The sequence below is a fragment of the Ramlibacter aquaticus genome (assembly GCF_015159745.1).
GTDB lineage: Bacteria > Pseudomonadota > Gammaproteobacteria > Burkholderiales > Burkholderiaceae_C > Ramlibacter > Ramlibacter aquaticus.
Genome location: NZ_JADDOJ010000010.1, coordinates 23,014 through 42,895, shown reverse-complemented (window position 1 = coordinate 42,895; position 19,882 = coordinate 23,014). Strand labels below are relative to the sequence as shown.

20 protein-coding genes are annotated in these 19,882 nt (G+C 71.8%); 8 read left to right on the top strand and 12 right to left on the bottom strand.

All coding sequences use genetic code 11. From position 1 onward, the window contains the following. Positions 1–5: 5 nt before the first annotated feature. Positions 6–677: an amino acid ABC transporter permease gene (locus IM725_RS04140; protein ID WP_193779310.1), complete on the bottom strand. Its 672-nt coding sequence runs from the start codon at positions 675–677 to the stop codon at positions 6–8. A 162-nt stretch (positions 678–839) separates the two neighbouring features. Next, entirely contained in the window at positions 840–1,874 is a 1,035-nt protein-coding gene (locus tag IM725_RS04135) for a LacI family DNA-binding transcriptional regulator (protein WP_193779309.1), read from the bottom strand. A gap of 199 nt (positions 1,875–2,073) precedes the next feature. On the opposite strand from IM725_RS04135, the gene IM725_RS04130 reads away from it, so the two are divergent. Next, the gene (locus IM725_RS04130; protein WP_193779308.1) at positions 2,074–3,408 is read left to right on the top strand and encodes an aminotransferase class III-fold pyridoxal phosphate-dependent enzyme; all 1,335 of its coding nucleotides are present in this window, start codon (positions 2,074–2,076) and stop codon (positions 3,406–3,408) included. Further along, a complete protein-coding gene (locus IM725_RS04125) occupies positions 3,401–4,054 on the top strand; it encodes a glycosyltransferase family 2 protein (protein ID WP_193779307.1) in 654 nt (217 codons plus the stop codon). Before IM725_RS04130 ends, IM725_RS04125 begins: the two co-directional genes overlap by 8 nt. Before the next feature lie 18 nt (positions 4,055–4,072). On the opposite strand, the gene IM725_RS04120 is transcribed toward IM725_RS04125, so the two are convergent. Next, the gene (locus IM725_RS04120; protein ID WP_193779306.1) at positions 4,073–4,783 is read right to left on the bottom strand and encodes a ChaN family lipoprotein; all 711 of its coding nucleotides are present in this window, start codon (positions 4,781–4,783) and stop codon (positions 4,073–4,075) included. A 33-nt stretch (positions 4,784–4,816) separates the two neighbouring features. Here IM725_RS04120 and IM725_RS04115 point away from each other — a divergent pair, with 33 nt between their 5' ends. After that, positions 4,817–5,872, top strand: coding sequence for an AbrB family transcriptional regulator (locus IM725_RS04115; protein ID WP_193779305.1), 1,056 nt, complete (start codon positions 4,817–4,819; stop codon positions 5,870–5,872). 54 nt (positions 5,873–5,926) lie between these two features. Here IM725_RS04115 and IM725_RS04110 read toward each other — a convergent pair whose 3' ends face one another. From IM725_RS04110 to IM725_RS04100, 3 genes are all read right to left on the bottom strand, one after another. Further along, positions 5,927–6,199, bottom strand: a complete 273-nt coding sequence (locus IM725_RS04110) for a BTH_I0359 family protein (RefSeq protein ID WP_193779304.1) — start codon at positions 6,197–6,199, stop codon at positions 5,927–5,929. Positions 6,200–6,304: 105 nt separating this feature from the next. Next, on the bottom strand, positions 6,305–7,378 hold the full coding sequence (locus IM725_RS04105) for a DUF3108 domain-containing protein (protein ID WP_193779303.1): 1,074 nt from the start codon (positions 7,376–7,378) through the stop codon (positions 6,305–6,307). Next, positions 7,375–8,154: an IclR family transcriptional regulator gene (locus IM725_RS04100; RefSeq protein WP_193779302.1), complete on the bottom strand. Its 780-nt coding sequence runs from the start codon at positions 8,152–8,154 to the stop codon at positions 7,375–7,377. Before IM725_RS04100 ends, IM725_RS04105 begins: the two co-directional genes overlap by 4 nt. A 95-nt stretch (positions 8,155–8,249) precedes the next feature. Between IM725_RS04100 and IM725_RS04095 the strand changes: the two genes are divergently transcribed. After that, on the top strand, positions 8,250–9,260 hold the full coding sequence (locus IM725_RS04095; RefSeq protein ID WP_193779332.1) for a fumarylacetoacetate hydrolase family protein: 1,011 nt from the start codon (positions 8,250–8,252) through the stop codon (positions 9,258–9,260). Between the two features lie 24 nt (positions 9,261–9,284). On the opposite strand, the gene pepF is transcribed toward IM725_RS04095, so the two are convergent. The 5 genes from pepF to IM725_RS04070 form a co-directional block, all read right to left on the bottom strand. Next, positions 9,285–11,081 (bottom strand): oligoendopeptidase F, encoded by a 1,797-nt coding sequence (pepF, locus tag IM725_RS04090; protein WP_193779301.1) that lies wholly within the window; start codon positions 11,079–11,081, stop codon positions 9,285–9,287. Positions 11,082–11,145: 64 nt separating this feature from the next. Beyond that, positions 11,146–12,549: an alpha,alpha-trehalose-phosphate synthase (UDP-forming) gene (otsA, locus tag IM725_RS04085; protein WP_193779300.1), complete on the bottom strand. Its 1,404-nt coding sequence runs from the start codon at positions 12,547–12,549 to the stop codon at positions 11,146–11,148. Further along, positions 12,546–14,348: a glycoside hydrolase family 15 protein gene (locus tag IM725_RS04080; protein ID WP_193779299.1), complete on the bottom strand. Its 1,803-nt coding sequence runs from the start codon at positions 14,346–14,348 to the stop codon at positions 12,546–12,548. Before IM725_RS04080 ends, otsA begins: the two co-directional genes overlap by 4 nt. After that, complete coding sequence (gene otsB / locus IM725_RS04075; protein WP_193779298.1) at positions 14,345–15,088, bottom strand: trehalose-phosphatase; 744 nt, start codon at positions 15,086–15,088, stop codon at positions 14,345–14,347. Before otsB ends, IM725_RS04080 begins: the two co-directional genes overlap by 4 nt. Positions 15,089–15,175: 87 nt before the next feature. Continuing rightward, positions 15,176–15,589, bottom strand: a complete 414-nt coding sequence (locus tag IM725_RS04070; protein WP_193779297.1) for a VOC family protein — start codon at positions 15,587–15,589, stop codon at positions 15,176–15,178. A 30-nt stretch (positions 15,590–15,619) separates the two neighbouring features. Here IM725_RS04070 and IM725_RS04065 point away from each other — a divergent pair, with 30 nt between their 5' ends. From IM725_RS04065 to IM725_RS04050, 4 genes are all read left to right on the top strand, one after another. After that, on the top strand, positions 15,620–16,414 hold the full coding sequence (locus IM725_RS04065; protein ID WP_193779296.1) for an enoyl-CoA hydratase/isomerase family protein: 795 nt from the start codon (positions 15,620–15,622) through the stop codon (positions 16,412–16,414). A gap of 51 nt (positions 16,415–16,465) precedes the next feature. Next, on the top strand, positions 16,466–17,005 hold the full coding sequence (locus IM725_RS04060) for a copper chaperone PCu(A)C (protein WP_193779295.1): 540 nt from the start codon (positions 16,466–16,468) through the stop codon (positions 17,003–17,005). Between the two features lie 64 nt (positions 17,006–17,069). Beyond that, positions 17,070–17,846, top strand: a complete 777-nt coding sequence (locus IM725_RS04055; protein WP_193779294.1) for a PhaM family polyhydroxyalkanoate granule multifunctional regulatory protein — start codon at positions 17,070–17,072, stop codon at positions 17,844–17,846. Continuing rightward, positions 17,843–19,105, top strand: a complete 1,263-nt coding sequence (locus IM725_RS04050; RefSeq protein ID WP_193779293.1) for an FIST signal transduction protein — start codon at positions 17,843–17,845, stop codon at positions 19,103–19,105. Before IM725_RS04055 ends, IM725_RS04050 begins: the two co-directional genes overlap by 4 nt. 39 nt (positions 19,106–19,144) lie before the next feature. Here IM725_RS04050 and IM725_RS04045 read toward each other — a convergent pair whose 3' ends face one another. Then, complete coding sequence (locus tag IM725_RS04045) at positions 19,145–19,876, bottom strand: helix-turn-helix domain-containing protein (protein ID WP_193779292.1); 732 nt, start codon at positions 19,874–19,876, stop codon at positions 19,145–19,147. Positions 19,877–19,882 lie beyond the last annotated feature (6 nt).

The following is a 19,882-nucleotide window of genomic DNA, read 5'->3' as shown; positions in this document are numbered from 1 at the left end:
GGCCTTCAGCGGCGGTCCGGGTAGGACAGCCAGCGCCGCTGCACGCCGCGGAACAGCGCCGAGAACAGCAGCGCCAGCGCGAGGTAGATGGCGGTGACCACGATGTAGATCTCGAAGCTGCGGAAGGTCTGCGACTGCAGGTTGGCGGCGACCGAGGTGAGGTCGTCGGCGGAGATCACGGACACCACCGCCGAGCTGAGCATGAGCAGGATGAACTGGCTGGTGAGCGCGGGGAAGATCGCGCGCAGCGCTGGCTTGAGCACCACCAGGCGGAACACCTGGTGCGGCCGCAGGCTGAGCGCGCGCGCCGCTTCGACCTGCCCGCGCGGCACCGACTCGATGCCCGCGCGGATGATCTCGGTGGCGTAGGCGCCCAGGTTGACCACCATGGCCACCAGGGCGGCGGTGTGCGGCGTCCAGCGCAGGCCGATCGCGGGCAGCGCGAAGAAAAAGAAGAACAGCTGCACCAGGAAGGGCGTGTTGCGGATCAGCTCGATGTAGGCCTGCACCGCCCAGCGCAGCGGGCGCGGCCCCGAGGTCTTGGCCCAGGCGCAGGCGATGGCCACCAGCAGGCCCAGCAGGGTGGCGGTCAGCGACAGCTGCACCGTGACCCAGCTGCCCTGGAGCAGCAGCGGCCAGGCCGCCAGCACGTCGTCGAATTGAAAGCTGTAGTTCACGGGTGGGGGGACGCCCGGAACGCCGGGCTGAAACCGGTTTCTATTGTAGGAAACCGGTTTCAGGCTGGATGTACGGGTTAACCCGGACGGCGCGGCAGCCCGGCCGGGCGAGGCATTGCGTGGATGTCGCCCGTGCGCTGCGTGTCGCGCGCGGGCCGCCGCTCAGGGTGCGCGCTGGGACGAGCCGCGCGCCAGCAGCCGCCCCGCCAGCAGGATCTGCCGGGGTGGGAAGTCGCGGCCTTGCAGGCGCTCGATCAGGCAGCTGGCCGCGATGCGGCCGATGTCGTCGGTGGGCTGGGCGATGGTGGACAGGCCCGGGCCCACCAGGTGCGCCCACTCGGTCTCGTCGATGCCCACGAAGCCCAGGTCGCGGCCGAACTGCCAGCCCAGGGCCGCGGCGGCGTCCGACACGCGCAGCGTCACCAGCGCGTTGCTGGCCAGCACCGCGACCGGCCGCCGGCCGGCGCCGCGGCGCAGTTCGCGCAGCGCCTGCTGCAGGGCCTCGCCCTGGCCTTCGGCGGCCTCGGCCACATGGCCGCCCACCCCCTGGGCGCGCGTGAACTCGCGGAAGGCGGCGACCCGCTCCGCGCGCGAGCTCACGCCCGCCACCGGCTCGCTCACGTACAGCAGCTCGCGCCAGCCGGCGGCCAGCAGGTGCGAGACGCCCTGGCGCACCGCGTCGGCGTTGTCCAGTGAGACGAAGTCGGCCTGCATGCCGGCGTGCTTGCGGTCCACCAGCACGGCCGGCTTGCCATGCCGCGCCACCTCGTCGGCGGCGTGCGGGTCGGCCCCCAGGGTGTTGAGGATGAAGCCCTCGACCTGGTAGGCGGCCAGGGCCTCGATCGCCTCGCGCTCGCGCTCGCTCTCGTTGCCCAGGTTGAACAGCATCACCAGGTAGCCGGCCTGCTGCGCCGCCTTCTCGGCGCCGCGCAGCACGGCGACCGAGAACGGGTTGGCGATGTCCGCCACCACCAGGCCGATCAGGCGCGAGCGGCCGCGCTTGAGCGCCTGCGCCATGGGGCTGGGCATGTAGCCCAGGGCCTGCACGGCCTTCTCGACCCGCGTCGCGATCTGCGGCGACAGCAGGGTGTCGCGATGGTTGAGGAAGCGGGACACCGTCGCCTTGGACACACCGGCCTCTCGGGCGACGTCGGCGATCGTGGTCCGGCCTTCGGGCCGGGCGGGCGGTGGCGGCAAGGGGGCTCCTGGCTGTCTTTGTCTGAAACCAGTTTCAATCGTAAGTCAAAACAACCGCCCTTGCTGCCGGGCAGGTGCCATGGGCATGCAGGGCGGACCCCCCGCATGCCGACGGCCGGGGCCGCGTGCCGCCGCACCGCCCGCAACGCGCTTTTTCCGCGCGACAATGAAACGACCGAAGCAGACCCAGGAGACACGCATGGCCTACAAAGACTTCAACATGGACAACCACTGGCTGCCCTTCACCCCCAACCGCCACTTCCGCAAGGAGCCGCGGGTGTTCGTGGGTGCCGAGGGCATGCACTTCACCACGCACGACGGCCGCAAGGTGGTGGACGGGATCTCCAGCCTGTGGTGCGTGGGCGCCGGCCATGCGCGCGCGCCCATCAACGAGGCGATCAAGAAGCAGCTGGACACGCTGGACTATTCCACCGCCTTCCAGGCCTCCAACGACAAGGCCTTCGAGGCCGCCGAGATGATCGCCGCCATGGCGCCCGGCGACCTGAACAAGGTGCTGTTCTGCAATTCCGGCTCGGAAGCCGCGGACACCTCGCTGAAGGTGGCGCTGGCCTACCACCGCGCGGGCGGCGAAGGCCATCGCAACGTCTTCATCGGCCGCGAGCGCGGCTACCACGGCGTGGGCTTCGGTGGCATGAGCGTGGGCGGCATCCCGGCCAACCGCAAGGTGTACGGCACCGCGCTGCTGCCGCGCGTGGACCACATGCGCTTCATCCACGACCCGGTGAACAACGCCTACATCCACAACCAGGAGCCGGTTTGGCAGGAGGACATCCTGCTCGAGCTGGAGAACCGCATCCTGCCCTTGCACGACCCGAGCAACATCGCGGCCATCATCGTCGAGCCGGTGGCCGGCAGCGCGGGCTGGTACCTGCCGCCCAAGGGCTACCTGCAGCGCCTGCGCGAGATCTGCGACAAGCACGGCATCCTGCTGATCTTCGACGAGGTGATCACCGGCTTCGGCCGCATGGGCACCAACTTCGCCGCCGACTACTACGGCGTGGTGCCCGACATGCTGAACTTCGCCAAGTGCGTGACGAACGGCGTGATCCCGCTGGGCGGGGTGATCTGCCGCGACAAGCTCTACGACGCCATGATGAAGACCGAGGCGCCGGAGCACGTGGTCGAGTTCTTCCACGGCTACACCTACTCCGGCCACCCGGTGGCCTGCGCCGCCGCCATCGCCACCCTCAACCTGTACAAGCAGGAGAACCTGTTCCAGCGCGCCGGCGAGATGGGCAAGGTGCTGGGCGATGCCTTCCATTCCATCTTCAAGGGCTTGCCCAACGTGATCGGCATCCGCAGCCTGGGCCTGGCCGCCGCGGTGGAACTCGCGCCCATCGCGGGCAGCCCCGGCAAGCGGGCCTACCAGATCTACCTGGACTGCTTCAAGAAGGGCGCCCTGGTGCGGCCGGCCGGCGACGTGCTGGTGATCGCGCCGCCCTACATCGTGGAGAAGTCGCACATCGACACCCTGGTGAACACGCTGGCCGATTCCATACGCGCCCATGCCTGAGGAACGGGTCGGCGCCCTGGTGCCGACCTACCGCCGGCCCGACCTCCTGCGCGCCTGCGTGCTGCAACTGGCGGCGCAGAGCCGGCCGCCGGACCTCATCTGCGTGCACCAGAACGGCAGCCCGGATTCCTACGAGTGGGCGGTGGCCGACCTGGCGATCCACCCCCGCGTGGCCTGGCTGCACACGCCGCAGCAGCTGCCCCAGCACCAGTGGTACGCGCGTCCGCTGCGCTGGCTGCTGGACGCGGGCTGCACGCATTTCTTCTGGATCGACCACGACGACCTGTACCTCAGCAACCACGTGGCGCTGGGCCTCGCCGACCTGGCAGAGGCGGACTTCTCGGTCTCGCCCGACTGCGGCCTGCTGTTCACGCGGGCGCACGACTACCGCTACAACCCCGAGGTGCACTTCAATGCCCATGCGCCGGGCGGCATGAGCGCCACCATGTGCTTCAACCGGGTGTTCGCGGCCGCGCTGCTGGCCGACATCGAGGCCGACACGCAGCACCACTACACCGACAACGTGGTGGCCCACGTCACCATGCCCCGGTTCCGCTGCCGCATCTCGTCCCGGCACACCGCGATCTACCATGCCCACGAGGGCTCGCAGACCTCCGCCGGCTGGCTGGACGACGCCTTCGGCTGAAGCCGCGCCGGCGGCGGCTCAGTGCTTCATGCGCGCCTTGAGTTCGGCGCAGTAGTCCTTTTGCGGCGGCTGTGCCGGCCAGATCCGGCTCTCGACGCGCAGCCCGCTGTCCCGCAGGTCGAGCGGGATGCCGACGGCGGTGTCCGCATGGTGCTGGCCGGTCACCAGCACCACGGTGCGCCCCGGTTGCGCCAGCCGCCGCAGCACGCCCGCCATCTGGGCGTCGCGCGCCACCTGGGCGCGCGCCATGCGCGGCACCTGGGACTCCGGCAGCAGGCCGCAGTGGCCGTCGCGCACGGCCTGGCGCTGTGCCTCCAGGGCCGCGGGCGGCACGCGTGTGTCCCAGGCCGGCTGGTCCATGGACGCGGCCAGGCGCGGCATGGGCAGGTTGGCGCCGAACACCGGCACCCCCGCATGCACCGCGGCCATCACCACCGGGGCGTAGGCGGCCCAGGGCCAGCCGGCCTCGTCCCAGGCCAGCGCCTGGCGCACCTGGTCCTCGCTGGCGTTGCGCGGCAGGCCGCGCGTGTCATGGCCGTCGTCGGCCATCTCCAGCGCGAGCGCGGCCAGCTGCCCGCGACCGGCCAGGTCCTCGACCACCTGCCGGTGCAGGGCCTGGTGCGAGGGTGCGTCGTGCTGCTCGCCCAGCAGCAGCAGGTCGGGCTGGGGCGCGAGGGCGGCGCAGCCCGCCAGGCATGTGGCGAACCACAACAGAAGGACAGCTTTCATGCGGCGATACTACGGCCGACCCCGAACCGGCGCATGAGCCAGACTTTTCCCTTCCGCGTCGCGATGACGCTGCTGCTCGCCCTGGCCGCCGCGCTGGGCTGCCGGGCGCTGCACACGCCCATTCCCTGGATGATCGGGCCGCTCTCGGCCACCGCGCTGGCCTCCATCACCGGCCGGCCCACGCGCAGCTTCGCGCCGCTGCGCAACCTGGGCCAATGGATCATCGGCACCTCGCTGGGCCTGTACTTCACGCCGCAGGTGTCCGCCCTGGTGGCCTCGCGCTGGTGGGCGATCCTGCTGGCCATCGCCTGGGCGCTGGGGCTGGGCTGGGCCAGCGGGCGCTGGCTGGAGCGCCGCCATGGGGCGGAGATCGGCGGCAGCGACCAGGCGCGCCGTGCCACCACCTGGTTCGCCGGCGCGATCGGCGGTGCCTCGGAAATGACCCTGCTGGCCGAGCGCCACGGCGGGCGCACCGAACTGGTGGCCGCGGCGCACAGCCTGCGCCTGCTCATCGTCACGCTCACCGTGCCCTTCGCGCTGACGGCCGTCGGCCTGCACGGGCTGGACCCCAGCCTGCCCGGCGCCCGCGAGGTCTCGATGCCGGGCCTGGCCCTGCTGCTGCTGGCCTCCGGCGGCGGCGCCTGGCTGATGACGCGCACCGGCCGCGCCAACCCCTGGTTCATGGGCGCGCTGCTGGCGGCGATGGGCCTGACCATGGCCGGCATCGAGCTGTCGGCCATGCCCGTCTGGATGAGCAGCACGGCGCAGCTGCTGATCGGCGTCAGCCTGGGCGTCCGCTTTTCCCGGGAGTTCGTGCACACCGCGCCGCGCTGGCTGGCCTCGGTGGCGATGGCCACCCTGGGCCTGGTGGCGGTGTGCGCGGGCTTTGCGTGGGTGCTGTCGAAGGCGACCGGCCTGCACTGGGCGACCCTGGTGCTCGGCACCTCGCCGGGCGGCATCGCCGAGATGTCCATCACGGCCAAGGTGCTGCAGTTGGGGGTTCCGGTGGTGACCGCCTTCCAGGTCTGCCGGCTGGTGGCCGTGCTGGTGCTGGTCGAGCCCCTGTTCCGGCGCGGCTGGCTGCGGTAGGGGCGGAGATGCGAGGGCGCGGCGCGAGCCGCCAGGCCCCGCGCCGGCGCGGCGTCAATGCATGATGAGCGGGTTCTGCGCCAGCTCGGCGTAGCCGTCCAGCGTCTCCTCGACTTCTTCCTGCGTGGGCGTGTTCAGCTGCCAGGCGTTGATCTGGCGCTGGAAGGCATCGGCCCAGGTGCCGTCGAGGTAGACCTCCTTGTTGGAGCGTTTGTCGACGATCTCGAAGCCGTGCCGGGGCACGTTCGGCTCGGGCTCGCCCTCGGCGGGTTCGTTGGCCTGCATGTGCACGACAACGAAAGCTTCGGAGTCATAAAGCATTTGCATGGTGGGAATCCTTTGCCTTCTCATATGGCAACGTTCGAACCCGCTTCAAGGTGGACCGGGAAAACGCTGCGATGAACTGAGGCCCATGGTGCGCCCCGGGCCAGCTCATCCCCTGTCGGTGCCGGACCACTGCTGGTCGACCCAATCCCCATTCGGCTGTGTCAGACGCAGGCGAACCGGCGCGTAATCCATGCCGGGAGCCAGCCAGAGCTCGACCTTGGTGTCGTGCTCCTCGCGCGGGTTGCGCACCAGCTTCACCCCGGTGAGTTCGCCCCCGGGGAGGTGCAGCCCTTCCTCGCCCTCGACCGTGAAGACCCAGGGCTCCGCGCCCCGGGTGGAGGCGGTCTGGATCGTGATCGTGCTGCCGGCGGGGTGCCGGCGCGGCTCGCCCGCGAGGATGGCGCCCAGCTGCAGGATGATGCTCAGGCGGTCCTGGGCGCCGGGCTCCAGGGGGACGTCGGGCTGGTTGTTGCTGAAGCTGATCTTGTTCGCCTCGCGCTGGAAGTGGGCCGCCTCCTCGCTGCGGCTGCGGTCGGAGAAGCGGTCCGGCGTCACGCCCTGCGCGGTCACCCGGCCGGTGCTGCGCTGCTCGCGCGGGCGGATCAGCGGCGCCCGGGCCGTCAGCCGGGCCTCGTAGCCCTCGCCGTCGCGCTTCCATTCCAGCTCGCCCTCGCCCTGCAGCTCGAAGCCGCGCGACGCGGCCACCACGCGGTAATGGAAGGTCGCGGCCGGGTGGACCTTGAAATGCATGGGCCGCACGGAGGCCTTGTGCGGCGGGGTGGCGACGGCCGCGTCGGCGTCGGCAGCGGCGACCTGCAGGCCGGGATTCGCGGCCCGCGACGATGCCGGGCGGGTGGCCACCGGCGCATCGCTGGCCGGGGCCGCGGCGGAGTCCGGGAGCATGCCGCCCGGCGGCACGCCGGCGGCCGCTTCGTTGTGGGCAGCAGGGCGCACCCCGGGTCGGGCGGCGGCCGCCCGCTGCGCCGGCGCGGCCTGCGGCTGGCCCGCGGGGGGCGCCTCCATGGCCTGTGCCGCCGGCAGCACGGCGTCCAGCGTGCGGGCCACCCAGGGCGACGGCCGGTGCGCGGCCGGGCGGGCGCCGCCCACCGAGGACAGCAGCAGGCCGTGCGCGGCCAGCACCGCGGCGGCGAGCCCGGCCAGGCGTGCGCCGTGCCTCATCCCTGCCACCCCAGGTCGCCGGACAGCCGGGTAGCGGCCTCGCGCAGCGGCTGGGCCACGCTGCCGCCGTAGGCCGGGTCGAAGGTGCCGCTGGGGCCCAGCGCCACCAGGCCCAGCACCATGTGGCCATCCGAATCGAAGACCGGGGCGCAGAAGCCGACGATGCCCGGCAGCAGCGTGTCCACCACGCGAGAGATGCCCTGGCCGCGTACCTCGGCCAGCAGGGCGCGCGCCTCGGCCAGGGTGGTGGGGACGTCGTTGCGGCCCTGGCGCTGGGCGCGGGCGATTTCTTCCTTGAGCATGGGCGTGATGGCTTCGCGGGACAGCCAGGCGGCGAAGCAGCGCCCCGTCGCCGAGGTCAGCAGCGGCATCACGTCGCCCAGGCGCAGGTTCACGGTGACCGCCTGCGGGGATTCCTCCCAGTGGACGATGGTCGGGCCGTGGTTGCCCCATACGGCTAGAGCCAGGGTGTGGCCGATTCGTTCCATCAGGCCGGCGATGCGCTCGCGTGCGAGCTTGACCGCGTCCAGGCGCGACAGCGAGGCCAGGCCGAGCTTGAGCGCGGCGGGGCCCAGGTCATAGCGCGTGCTGCCCGCGTCCTGCGTGACCAGGCCCAGCCGCTGGAAACTCACCAGGTAGCGGTGCGCCTTGGCGGCGCTCATCCCCGCCTGCGAGGCGAGGTCGCGCAGCATGAGCGGCCCCGGCGATCGGGACAGGACCTCGAGCAGCCCGAAGCCGACCTCGACGGACTGTATGCCTGCGCGCTCCTTCACCACGGGCGGCTTCCGCTATGATTTCGATTAGGTAAATTCATTTCACCATGCGTAATGAGTCCGGCGGACTCTAGCGCATGACCCTCCCCGGATCAACGATGAAGCTCGCCACCTACAAGGACGGTTCCCGCGACGGCCAGCTGGTGGTCGTCTCGCGCGACCTCAGCACGGCCCATTATGCGACCGGCATCGCCGAGCGGCTGCAGCAGGCCCTGGACGACTGGAACTTCATCGCGCCCCAGCTGCAGGACCTGTACGAGGCCCTGAACGGCGGCAAGTCGCGCCATGCCTTCCCCTTCGATCCCGCGCGCTGCATGGCGCCCCTGCCGCGTGCCTACCAGTGGGCGGACGGCTCGGCCTACATCAACCACGTGGAGCTGGTGCGCCTGGCGCGCAACTCCAAGGTGCCGGACAACTACTACAGCGAGCCGCTGATGTACCAGGGCGGCAGCGACGACTTCCTGGGCCCCTGCGACACGCCGCACTTCGTCAGCGAGGACTGGGGCATCGACTTCGAGGCCGAGGTGGCGGTGGTGACGGGCGACGTGCCCATGGCCACCGGCCCCGACGAGGCCGTGGAGTCCATCCGCCTGGTGATGCTGGCCAACGACTGGAGCCTGCGCCACCTGATCCCGGACGAGCTGGCCAAGGGCTTCGGCTTCTTCCAGAGCAAGCCCGCCACCGCCTTCAGCCCCGTGGCCGTGACCCCGGACGAACTCGGCGAGGCCTGGCAGGGCGGCAAGCTGCACCTGCCCATGCAGGTGCAGTGGAACGGCCGCACCGTGGGCCTGTGCGACGCGGGCCAGGACGTCACCTTCCACTTCGGCCAGCTCATCGCCCACATCTGCAAGACCCGCAACGTGCGTGCCGGCTCCATCGTCGGCAGCGGCACCGTGAGCAACAAGGCCGTCGAGAAGGATGGCAAGAAGGAATGGGTCAAGGGCTACAGCTGCATCGCCGAGAAGCGGGCCATCGAGACCATCCTGGACGGCCAGCCCGCCACCGACTACATGAAGTTCGGCGACACGGTGCGCATCGAGATGAAGGGCCGTGACGGCCAGAGCGTGTTCGGCGCGATCGACCAGGCTGTCAGCCGGCTTCCCCGCTGAAGGCGGCCGCGGCGCGGCCTGCCCTCAGAAGCTCGCTTCGAGCTCGTCGACCATGCGCCCCACGTGGGCCACGGCCGCCCGCACCGGCTCGGGCGACGCGAGGTCGATGCCCACCTGGCGCATCAGGTCCAGCGGCGGCAGGGTGCCGCCCGCGCGCAGCACCTGCAGCCAGCCCGCGAACACGCCGTCTCCCTCCAGCCTGGCCTTCTCGGCCAGCGCCGTGGCAGCGACCAGCCCGACCGAGTAGGTGTACGGGTACAGGCCGAGGTAGTAGTGCGGCTGGCGCATCCAGGTCATGGCCGCGCCCTCGTCGATCACCACCGCGTCGCCCCAGAAGCCGCGCAGGATGGCCGCCTTGCGCTCGTTCAGCATCGCCGCCGTGACGGACTGGCCGCCCTCGGCCAGCCGGTAGACCTGGCGTTGCAACTCGGCCTCCAGCAGGTGGGTGACGAAGTTGTGGTGGTAGGTGCCCAGCACCTGCATCAGCACCCAGCGGCGCATGCGCGCGTCGCGCTCGTCCTGCAGGATGTGCCGCGCGAGCAGCACCTCGTTCATGATGGACGGCGCCTCCACGAAGGGCATGGACGGCCGCGTGTTGACGAAGCGCTGGTGGCGCTGCGCATTCAGGAAATGCCCGGCATGGCCCAGCTCGTGCACCAGCACGAAGGCGTCGCGCATGGTGCCGGTCCAGGTCATGAGGATGTAGGGATGGACGCCGTAGGGCGAGGCGCAGAAGGCGCCCGAGGACTTGCCCAGGTTGTCGGCGCGGTCGATCCAGCGCCGCTCGAAGGCCTCGCGCACCAGGGCCTGGTAGTCCTCGCCCATGGGGGCGAGCGCGGCCTGGATGAGCCCGGCGGCCTGCGTGAAGTCCAGCGCCGGGGCGTAGTCCGCGTCGAGGGGTGCCTTGATGTCGCAGTAGAGCAGGCGGTCCAGGCCCAGCACGCGCTGTCGCAGCCGGGCGTAGCGGCGCATGTGCGGCGCGAGCTCGGCCTGGATGGTGTCCAGCACGTTGCTGTACAGCGCGAAGGGCACCTGGTGCCCGTGCAGCAGGAACTGCTCGGTGCTGTCGTAGCCGCGGGCGCGTGCCAGCACGATGTTCTTGCTGATCTCGGTGGCGAAGGTGGCCGCGTAGGTGTTCTGGTAGGGCACCAGCCCCTTGCAGAACGAGGCCCAGGCCGCCCGGCGCACCTGCACGTCCGCGCTGCCCTCATAGCTCCACTCGTACAGGTTGAAGGAGTTCGGGTGCTCGCGGCCGGCCGCCGTGAAGGGCTCGAAGCGCAGGTCGCCGCTCTTGCTGCGCTCGTAGGTCATGAGGGGTGCGTGCAGCACCTCGCCCAGGGCGGCCAGCACGCGCTCGGTCTCGGCCGACAGCATGTGCGGCCGCAGGCGGGCCAGTTCGTCGAGCTCGGTGCGGTGCACCGCCAGGCCCGGCTCTGCCGCGCGCAGGCCCTGCAGGTCGGCCTCGGGCATGGCGAGGATCTCGGTGTCGACGAACTTCAGGGCCGCCCGCACCCGCGCCTCCACGGCCGCGGCGTGGGCCAGGTCGGCCTGGCCCTGCGGGTCGCCGCCGTCCTGCGCGTTGCGCAGGGCGGCGAAGGTGGTGGCCCGCTGCAGCCGGGCGAGCAGTCGGTCGCGTGCGTCCAGGCAGGCCAGCAGGGTGGCGGCGGCGCTCGCCAGCCGCCCCTGGTGGCGCGTGACGGTGGACAGGTCGGCCTCGAGGGCCGCCATCTCGGCCAGCCAGGCCTCGCGGGTGGCGTACAGGTCTTGCAGGTTCCAGGTCTGCTCGGGGGCGACCTCGGCGCGCGTGAGGGGCTTGTTCATGGCCGAAGTATCGCCGTGGCCGGGCCGGCCTGTCCTGGCCGCGCCGCCCGCGTGACGGCCGACCCTAGAGCCGCAGCCAGGGCGTGCCGCTCTCGGCCGATTCGGCCTGCGCCAGGGTGTCCAGGAAGGCGTTGCACCACCAGTGCACGTCGTACTGGCGGATGGTGGCCATGAGCGACTCGTGCCGCACGCGCCGCTCTTCCACCGGCATCTGCAGCGCCAGGTGTATCGCGTTGGCGGTGCCCTCCACGTCGTAGGGGTTCACCATCAGCGCTTCCTTCAACTGCTCGGCCGCGCCGGCGAAGCGCGAGAGCACGAGCACGCCCGGATCGGCCGGGTCCTGCGCGGCGATGAATTCCTTGGCCACCAGGTTCATGCCGTCGCGCAGTGGCGTCACCAGGGCGACGCGGCTCGCGCGGTACAGCCCGGGCAGGCGCGGCCGCGCCACGGTGCGGTGCATGTAGCGCACCGGCATCCAGTCCAGCTCGCCGAAGTTGCCGTTGATGGAGCCGCACAGGCTCTCCAGCTCGTGCAGGATGTCCGTGTACGCGCTCACGTCTTCCCGGCTCGGTGAGGCGATCTGGATCAGGGTCGCGCTGCGGTGCGTCTCGGGGTAGCGGGTGAGCAGCGCGCGGAAGGCCTTCAGCCGCTGGGGCAGGCCCTTGGAGTAGTCCAGCCGGTCCACGCCCACCAGCAGCTTGCGGCGCGAGTACTCGCGCCGCATGCGCTCGAACATCTCGCGGCCCTCGTGCGCCTGCGCCAGGCCCTGGAACTCGTCCACGTCGATGCCAATCGGGTAGGCGCCCGCCTGCACAGTGCGGTTGAAGGCGCGCCAGCGGTGCTCGCCCACCGGCTGGGCGTGCGCCTCGGCCGCCACGTAGTTGTCGAAGTGCAGCAGGTCGGCCTCGGCCTGGAAGCCGACCACGTCATAGGCGAACAGGGCGCGGATCAGCCAGTCGTGGCCGGGGATCGCGGCCAGGATCAGCGGCGGCGGCAGCGGGATGTGCAGGAAGAAGCCGATGCGTTGCGTGCAGCCCAGGGCGCGCAGCTCGGCCGCCAGCGGGATCAGGTGGTAGTCGTGGACCCAGATGATGTCGTCCTCGCGCAGCAGCGGCGCGAGCTGGCGCGCGAACTGCTGGTTCACGCGACGGTAGCCGGCGATGTAGCCGTCGTCGAAGTCGGCCAGGTCCAGCCGGTAGTGGAAGACCGGCCACAGCACGCCGTTGGAATAGCCCACGTAATAGGCCGCGTGGTCGGACTGGCCCAGGTCGGCCGTCACCAGCGTCACCGGGCCCGCGTGCTGGGTGTGCAGCGAGGGCTGTCCGCCGTCCTCCACGATGCGCCCGCTCCAGCCGAACCACAGGCCGCCGGTGTTGTTCAGCACCTCGGCCAGCGCCACGGCGAGGCCGCCCGCCGCCGTCTTGCGCGGGTCGGCGACGCGGTTGGAGACCACCACCAGGCGGCTCATATCACGCTGTCCCAGGGCGCCGACAGCCGCACCGCGGCGTTGATCACGCCGACCATGGAATAGGTCTGCGGGAAGTTGCCCCACATCTCGCCCGTCACCGGGTGCGTGTCCTCCGACAGCAGGCCTAGCGGATTGCGGTTCTTCAGCATCACCTCGAAGATCTCGCGCGCCTCCTGGCGCCGGCCGATGCGCGCCAGCGCGTCGATGCGCCAGAAGGTGCAGATGTTGAAGGAGGTCTCGGGCTTGCCGAAGTCGTCCGCCGCCTCGTAGCGGCGCATGTACGGGCCGTCGCACAGGTGCGTCTCCAGGGCCTGCAGCGTGCCGATGAAGCGCGGGTCGGAGGGTTCCAGGAAGCCGACCTCGGCCATCAGCAGCGCGCTGGCGTCCAGGTCGCGGCCGCCGAAGCTCTCGGCGAAGGCGCCCCGCGCTTCGCACCAGCTCTCGCGCAGGATGCGTTCGCGGATCACCTCCGCCCGCTGGCGCCAGAACTGCACCCGGTCGGGCAGGCGCAGCGTGGCCGCCACCTTGGCCAGGCGGTCGCAGGCCACCCAGCCCATGAGCGCGGACGAGGTGTGGATGCGGGCGCGTGTGCGCAGCTCCCACATGCCGGCGTCGGGCGTGTCGTAGACGCGGAAGGCCTGCTCGCCCACCGCCTCCAGGTGGCCGAACTCGGCCTTGCCGGGCCGGCGCAGCAGGCGGTGGTCGTGGAAGGCCTGCGCCGCCGCCAGCACCACGTTGCCGTACACGTCGTGCTGGAAATGCTCCTGCGCCTGGTTGCCCACCCGCACCGGGCCCATGCCGCGGTAGCCCGGCAGGTGGTCCAGCACCTGCTCGGGCAGCTGCTCCTCCTGGCCGATGCCGTAGAGCGGCTGGATATGGCCGCCCGCCGATCGCACCACCACGTTGTTGAGCCAGCGCAGGTACTCCTCCATGGTCGCCACTTCGGAGATGCTGTTGAGCGCGCGCACCACGAAGAAGGCGTCGCGCAGCCAGCAGTAGCGGTAGTCCCAGTTGCGCTGGCTGCCCGGCGCCTCGGGGATGCTGGTGGTCATGGCGGCGACGATCGCCCCCGTGTCCTCGTAGAGCGAGAGCTTGAGCGTGATCGCCGAGCGGATCACCGCGTCCTGCCACTCCAGCGGCAAGGCCAGCGCGCGCGTCCAGTGGCGCCAGTAGGCGGCCGTCTCCTGCTCGAAGCCGCGCGCCGTGTCCTCGATGCCGCCCTGCAGGGTCTCGTCCGGGCCGAGGATGAAGTTCAGCGGCCGGTCGGCGACGAAGAAGGTCTCCGCCAGCATGTAGTTGATGGGCGCGTCGGTGTTCATGCGCAGCGTCTGCGCCGGGCCGATGTAGCGCACGTGGGTCGAGCCCTGCGTCATCTGCGGCTTCGCCCGCCCCCAGTCGAAGCGCGGCCGCATGCGCACCCGGATGCGCGGCGAGCCAGCCAGCACGCGCAGCCGCCGCACCAGCGTCAGGGGGCGGAAGGTGCGGCCCCGGTTCCAGAAGCGCGGCGCGAAATCGGTCAGCTCGATGCCCTGGCCGCGGCTGTCGTACAGGCGCGTGCGCAGCACCGCGGTGTTGGGCTCGTAGGCCTGCTCGCTGCGGGCGAAGTCCTCCAGCTCGATGGACCACACCCCGCCGTCCTCGCCGGGGTCCAGCAGGGCGTTGAACACCGGGTCGCCGTCGAAGCGCGGCAGGCAGCACCAGACGATGCTGCCGCGCGCGTCCACCAGCGCGCTGTACGCGCAGTTGCCGATCAGGCCGAGGTTGAGGGACGGGCTGGCCGCCGGCGCCGCGGCATTCATGCCGGGGCTCCCGTGCCCAGCGCGGCGGCGGCCTGCGCCAGCTGTGCGCGGAAGTCGGCCGGCGAGGCGATGCGGCGCGAGGCCACGGTGTCGCCTTCGCCCACCTTCACGCCCAGCCCGCGCAGGCGCTGCACGGCGGAAAAGCCGGCCTCGTCGGTGACGTCGTCGCCCACGAAGACCGGCACGCGGCCGGCGAAGGGCGGCTCATGCAGGAAGGCCTCGATGGCCCGGCCCTTGGTGGCACCGCCGGGCTTGGCCTCGACCACCATCTTGCCGCGCAGCAAGGCCAGCCCGCGCGAGCGAGCCACCGCCGCCTGCATCACGGCCACGCACTCGGCTTCGCGCTCGGGCGCCTGGCGGTAATGCAGGGCGATGGAGCCGGGCTTGAGTTCGACGCGCAGGCGCTCGTCCCGCGCGGCCAGCGCATGGGCTGCCGCCAGGGCCTCGTCCAGGGGGGGAGGCTCCGCCTGGTGCAGCACGCCGTCGGCGCCGCGGCGCTGGGCGCCGTGCACCCCGGCCGCGGGCAGCCGCAGGGGGTGCAGGAAGGCGTCCATCTCGGCGATGGGGCGGCCGGACACCATCGCCAGGGCGCCGCCCAGGGCGCGATGCAGTGCCTGCAGCGCATCGACGAGGCCGTCCGGCACCAGAACGTCTTCGGGCTGGGGTGCCAGATCCACCAGGGTGCCGTCGAAGTCGAGGAAGAGCGCGCACGAGGGCGCCAGCATGTCCGCCAGGTTCATGCGATTCAACCCTAGCAGGGCCGGGGCGGCCTGCACAGCGGGGGCCGACCCCAAGGCCTGTAGGCGCCGTCCTACAGGGCCGCGGACTCAGGTGTCGAAGACGGTGTCCAGCGAACGGAAGCCCTTGACCTCGATGGGGTTGCCGAAGGGGTCGCAGAAGAACATGGTCCATTGCTCGCCGGGCAGCCCCGGGTAGCGCAGGTGAGGCTCGAGGATGAAAGACGTCCCGGCCTCGCGCAGGCGCTGCGCCATCGCGTGCCACGCCGGCGCTTCCAGCGCCAGGCCGAAGTGCGGCATGGGCACGGCCTTGCCATCGACCTGGCCGGTCGGCTGGGTGCGGAAGGGCTCGCCCAGGTGCAGCGAGAGCTGGTGGCCGGCGAAGTCGAAATCCACCCAGGTCGCGGCGCTGCGGCCCTCGCGGCAGCCCAGCACGCCGGCATAGAAGCGGCGTGCCTGGTCCAGGTCGGTCACGTTGAAGGAGAGGTGGAATAAGCTCCGCATCACACAAGCGTAACCGAGGACCTGGAGACCATGGACTATTCCCGCTACCAGACGCTGTCGATCACGCGCCGGGGTCCCGGCAACACCGTGCTCGACATCCAGATGCGTGCGGCCAACGGCAAGCTGCCCACGGCCGGGCACGAGGGGCACCGCGAGCTGGCCGAGATCTGGCGCGACGTCAGTGCCGACGACAGCGTGCGCTGCGCCGTGCTGCGCGGCGAAGGCCAGGGCTTCTCGGGCGGCGGCGACCTCGCCCTGGTGCAGGACATGGCGCAGGACTTCGAGGTCCGTTCGCGGGTCTGGAAGGAGGCTCGCGACCTGGTCTACAACGTCATCAATTGCGACAAGCCCATCGTCAGCGCGCTGCACGGGCCCGCCGTGGGCGCGGGGCTGGTCGCCGGCCTGCTGGCGGACATCTCGGTGGCGGCGAAGACCGCGCGCATCGTGGACGGCCACACCCGGCTGGGCGTGGCCGCCGGCGACCACGCGGCCATTGTCTGGCCGCTGCTGTGTGGCATGGCCAAGGCCAAGTACTACCTCATGCTGTGCGAGCCGGTGAGCGGCGCCGAGGCCGAGCGCATCGGCCTGGTCTCGCTCGCGGTGGAGGACGCGGAACTGCTGCCGCGCGCCTACGAGATCGCGGACCGCCTGGCCAGCGGTGCGCAAAGCGCGATCCGCTGGACCAAGTACTCGCTCAACAACTGGCTGCGCCAGGCCGGGCCGGCCTTCGACACCTCGCTGGCGCTGGAGTTCATGGGCTTTGCCGGCCCGGATGTGGCCGAAGGCATCGCCTCGCTGCGCGAGCGGCGGCCGCCGCGCTACTGAGGCCTGCCCCCGCACGCACAGGGGCCGGGGCCGCCGGGGATAATCCGGCCCATGCACATCCCGCGCCGCTCCGCCCTGTCCCGCCTCGCTCTTCCTGCCCTGGCCGCCGTGCTGTGGGCGTCCGGCGCCACGGCCGCGTCGGCCCAGGGCACCTCCGCACCCGCCGCGTCCGCCGCCAGCAACGCGAAGGCCGCGGCCGCGCAGGTCGAGGGCGGCTGGGTGCGCGCCACGGTGGCCGGCCAGCAGGGCACGGGCGCCTTCATGCGCATCACCACGCGCGAGCCCATGCAGCTGCTGGCGGTTCGCACGCCGGTGGCGGGCGAGGCCGAGGTGCACGAGATGAAGATGGAAGGCGGCGTCATGCGCATGCGCCCAGCCGGTGCCATTGCGCTGCAGCCCGGCCAGCCGCTGGAGCTCAAGCCCGGCGGTCTGCACCTGATGCTGATGGACCTGAAGCGCCCGCTGCCGGCCGGGTCGCAGGTGCCGGTCACCCTGGTGCTCAAGGATGCCCAGGGCGTGGAGCGCACCGTCGCGCTGCAGCTGCCGGTCGCCGTCATGGCGCCGCAGGGCCTGCCCACGCAGCCGCACTGAAGAACCGCCGCCCGCCCGGGCGGCCTTGCGGTAAGCTGGCGCCGTTGACGACGGAGGCACGGCCATGAGCGAGAACCACAACTTCGGCTTCGGAAAATTCGTGCCGGGATTCGATTTCCTGCAGAACCTGGCCAAGGGCGCCACCCAGGGCCTGCCCCAGGTGCCCAACCTCTCCAGCTGGGTCGCCCCCACGCTCAACGTCGAGGAGCTGGACAAGCGCATCGGCGAGCTCAAGGCCGTGCACTTCTGGCTGGACCAGAACTCCAAGGCCCTGGGCGCCACCATCCAGGCGCTGGAGGTCCAGAAGATGACCCTGGCCACGCTGCGCGGCATGAACTTCAACATGGCCGAGGTGGCGGACGCCCTGCGCATGAAGACGGCCGAGACCCTGCAGAAGGCGGGCGAGATGGCGGCCGGTGCCGCGGCGCGCCCGGCGGCGGACGACACGCCCGCGCCAGAGGCCGCGGACCCGGCGCCGGAGGAAGCGCCGGCGCCCCGGCGACCGGCTTCGCGCAGAAAATCCGCCGACCGGGACGCAGCCGCAGCATCCGCAGGCGCGGGCGGCACCGGCGTGGTGGACCCGCTGCAATGGTGGGGCGCGCTGACGCAGCAGTTCCAGCAGATCGCCACCGACGCGATGAAGGACGCCGCCGCGCAGACCGCGCTGGACACGGCGCGCAACGTCGCCGGCGGCATGGCCCGGGAAGCGGTCAAGGCCGCCACGGGCATGGCCAAGGCGGCAACGGGCCGCGCGGCGCCAGCGCCCAAGAAACGGGCGGCCGCCAAGGCGGCGAAGGCACCGGCCCGCCGCCGGCCCGCGGCCCGGACCGGGCGGCCATGAAGCTCTTTCCCTTCGGCCACGCCACGCACCCGCAGTGGCCCATGGCCGCCAACCTGGTGCTGGCGCAGCTGCGCGCGCAGATGGCCCTGCACGGCTATGCCAGCGCGCCCACCCTGGGCCTGGTCTACATCACCGACCACTACGCTGCGCAAGCGCAGGACCTGCTGGATCACCTCTCGGCCGAACTGCCGGAGGTGACGGACTGGGCGGGGACCGTGGGCGTGGGCGTGTGCTCCTCGGGCGTGGAGTACTTCGACGAGCCCGGCCTGGTCGTCATGCTCTGCGAACTGCCCAGCGACCAGTACCGCGTGTTCTCGGGCGTGGCGCCGCTGGGCACCGGCGAGGGCATGGGCTTCGAGCCCTTCACCGCGCTGGTGCACGCGGACGCGCAGACCCCCGAGCTGGCCGACCTGGTCACCGAGATGGCCGGCCGCACCACCACCGGCTACCTGTTCGGCGGCCTGGCCTCCAGCCGGGGCGAATCGGTGCAGTTCGCGGTCAGCGGCAACGGCAACATGCGCGGCCAGGGCGGCGCTCGCGGCGTCTTCCACGGCGGCCTGTCGGGCGTGGCCTTCGGCGAGCAGGTGGCCCTGGTGTCGCGCGTCACCCAGGGCTGCCAGCCGGTCGCGCCGCAGCGCACGGTGGATGCGGTGGACGGCAACGTCCTCCTGAAGATCGACGGCCGGCCGGCCCTGGACGTGCTGCTGGAAGACCTGCGCATCACCCTGGACGACCCCGAGCCCGCCTTGCGCACCCTGCGTGCGACCCTGGTGGGCCTGACGCCCCCGGGCAGCGACGCGATCGGCCGCACCGGCAACTTCGGCCCCGACGTGCTGGTGCGCCACCTCATCGGCCTGGACCCGAACCGCCGCGCGGTGGCCATCGCCGACCGGCCCGAGGCCGGCATGCGCATGGCGTTCTGCCAGCGCAACGTGCAGGCCGCGCGGGCCGACCTGATCCGCATCTGCGCCGAGATCCGCGAGGAGCTGGAGCCCGAGGAGGTCAGCGAATCCGTGGCCGCGGCCCTGGCCGCACCGGCGGCCGACGCCCTGCCGGCGCCGGAGCGGCGCATCCTGGGGGCGGTGTACGTGAGCTGCGCGGGCCGCGGCGGCCCGCACTTCGGCGGCCCCAGCGCCGAGCTGCAGCTGATCCGCCGCGTGCTCGGCGACGTGCCGCTGGCGGGCTTCTTCGCCGGCGGGGAGATCGCGCGCGACCATCTCTACGGGTACACCGGCGTGCTCACGGTCTTCCGCGGCTGAACGCGGCCCCGCGGCCGGGGCCGGGCGCCCGGGCGGGCTTCAGCGGCGCAGCGCCTGGAAGGCGCCGAACTCCCAGCTGCGCATCGCCAGCACCAGGGTGTAGCCCTCGCGGTCCTTGTCGGCCAGCCGCTGGTCGGTCTGGTGCTGCTGGGCGAAATCCTGCGCCACCCGCTGCAGCCGGTCCACGAAGGCGGGCGCGAGCGCGCGGCCGATCGCGCCATGGACCAGCATCACCGCCTCGCCCTCGCCGTCGAAGCCGCCGCCGAAGTAGTCCTGCAGCACGTGCTCGCGGAAGTAGCCCATCACCGGGCCGTTGGGCCGCCAGCGGAAGGTCTTCGCCAGGCGCAGGCGGTAGCGGTTCTGCGGCCGCAGCTCGATCACGCCCAGCCGGTCCAGCTGCACGAAGCAGCGCACGGCCTCGGCGTTGCTGATGCGGTAGGTCGCCACCACCTGTTCCAGCGTCCACTGGCTGAGCACGCTGATGGCGCACAGAAGCAGCTTGCGGTCGGCCACCACGGCCTGCTCCTGCGCGAGGCTGAGCTCGCGCAGCAGGGGCTGGGCGTCGGCCACCTGGCGCGCCAGGTCGGCGAAGTCCAGCCGCAGCACGCGGCAGATCGCGTCCACGCGCGACAGCGGCATCTCGCCGCGCGCGAACATGCGCTTGACGCTGGATTCGGCCAGCCCCAGCGCGTCGCCGAGCGCGGCGTAGGTGATGCGGGCGGCCTTGAGCTCCTTCTTCAGGGCCAGGACCAGGTCGGCGCTGGAAGCCATGGTATC

Bases quoted from the DNA above. Each gene is read 5' to 3' on its own strand.
- IM725_RS04120 (WP_193779306.1), bottom strand. From the start codon at position 4,783: ATGAAAGCTGTCCTTCTGTTGTGGTTCGCCACATGCCTGGCGGGCTGC.
- IM725_RS04065 (WP_193779296.1), top strand. From the start codon at position 15,620: ATGGACTATTCCCGCTACCAGACGCTGTCGATCACGCGCCGGGGTCCC.
- IM725_RS04070 (WP_193779297.1), bottom strand. From the start codon at position 15,589: ATGCGGAGCTTATTCCACCTCTCCTTCAACGTGACCGACCTGGACCAG.
- otsB (WP_193779298.1), bottom strand. From the start codon at position 15,088: ATGAACCTGGCGGACATGCTGGCGCCCTCGTGCGCGCTCTTCCTCGAC.
- IM725_RS04105 (WP_193779303.1), bottom strand. From the start codon at position 7,378: ATGAGGCACGGCGCACGCCTGGCCGGGCTCGCCGCCGCGGTGCTGGCC.
- IM725_RS04095 (WP_193779332.1), top strand. From the start codon at position 8,250: ATGAAGCTCGCCACCTACAAGGACGGTTCCCGCGACGGCCAGCTGGTG.
- IM725_RS04060 (WP_193779295.1), top strand. From the start codon at position 16,466: ATGCACATCCCGCGCCGCTCCGCCCTGTCCCGCCTCGCTCTTCCTGCC.
- pepF (WP_193779301.1), bottom strand. From the start codon at position 11,081: ATGAACAAGCCCCTCACGCGCGCCGAGGTCGCCCCCGAGCAGACCTGG.
- IM725_RS04045 (WP_193779292.1), bottom strand. From the start codon at position 19,876: ATGGCTTCCAGCGCCGACCTGGTCCTGGCCCTGAAGAAGGAGCTCAAG.
- IM725_RS04050 (WP_193779293.1), top strand. From the start codon at position 17,843: ATGAAGCTCTTTCCCTTCGGCCACGCCACGCACCCGCAGTGGCCCATG.
- IM725_RS04130 (WP_193779308.1), top strand. From the start codon at position 2,074: ATGGCCTACAAAGACTTCAACATGGACAACCACTGGCTGCCCTTCACC.
- IM725_RS04115 (WP_193779305.1), top strand. From the start codon at position 4,817: ATGAGCCAGACTTTTCCCTTCCGCGTCGCGATGACGCTGCTGCTCGCC.
- IM725_RS04080 (WP_193779299.1), bottom strand. From the start codon at position 14,348: ATGAATGCCGCGGCGCCGGCGGCCAGCCCGTCCCTCAACCTCGGCCTG.
- IM725_RS04055 (WP_193779294.1), top strand. From the start codon at position 17,070: ATGAGCGAGAACCACAACTTCGGCTTCGGAAAATTCGTGCCGGGATTC.
- IM725_RS04110 (WP_193779304.1), bottom strand. From the start codon at position 6,199: ATGCAAATGCTTTATGACTCCGAAGCTTTCGTTGTCGTGCACATGCAG.
- IM725_RS04125 (WP_193779307.1), top strand. From the start codon at position 3,401: ATGCCTGAGGAACGGGTCGGCGCCCTGGTGCCGACCTACCGCCGGCCC.
- otsA (WP_193779300.1), bottom strand. From the start codon at position 12,549: ATGAGCCGCCTGGTGGTGGTCTCCAACCGCGTCGCCGACCCGCGCAAG.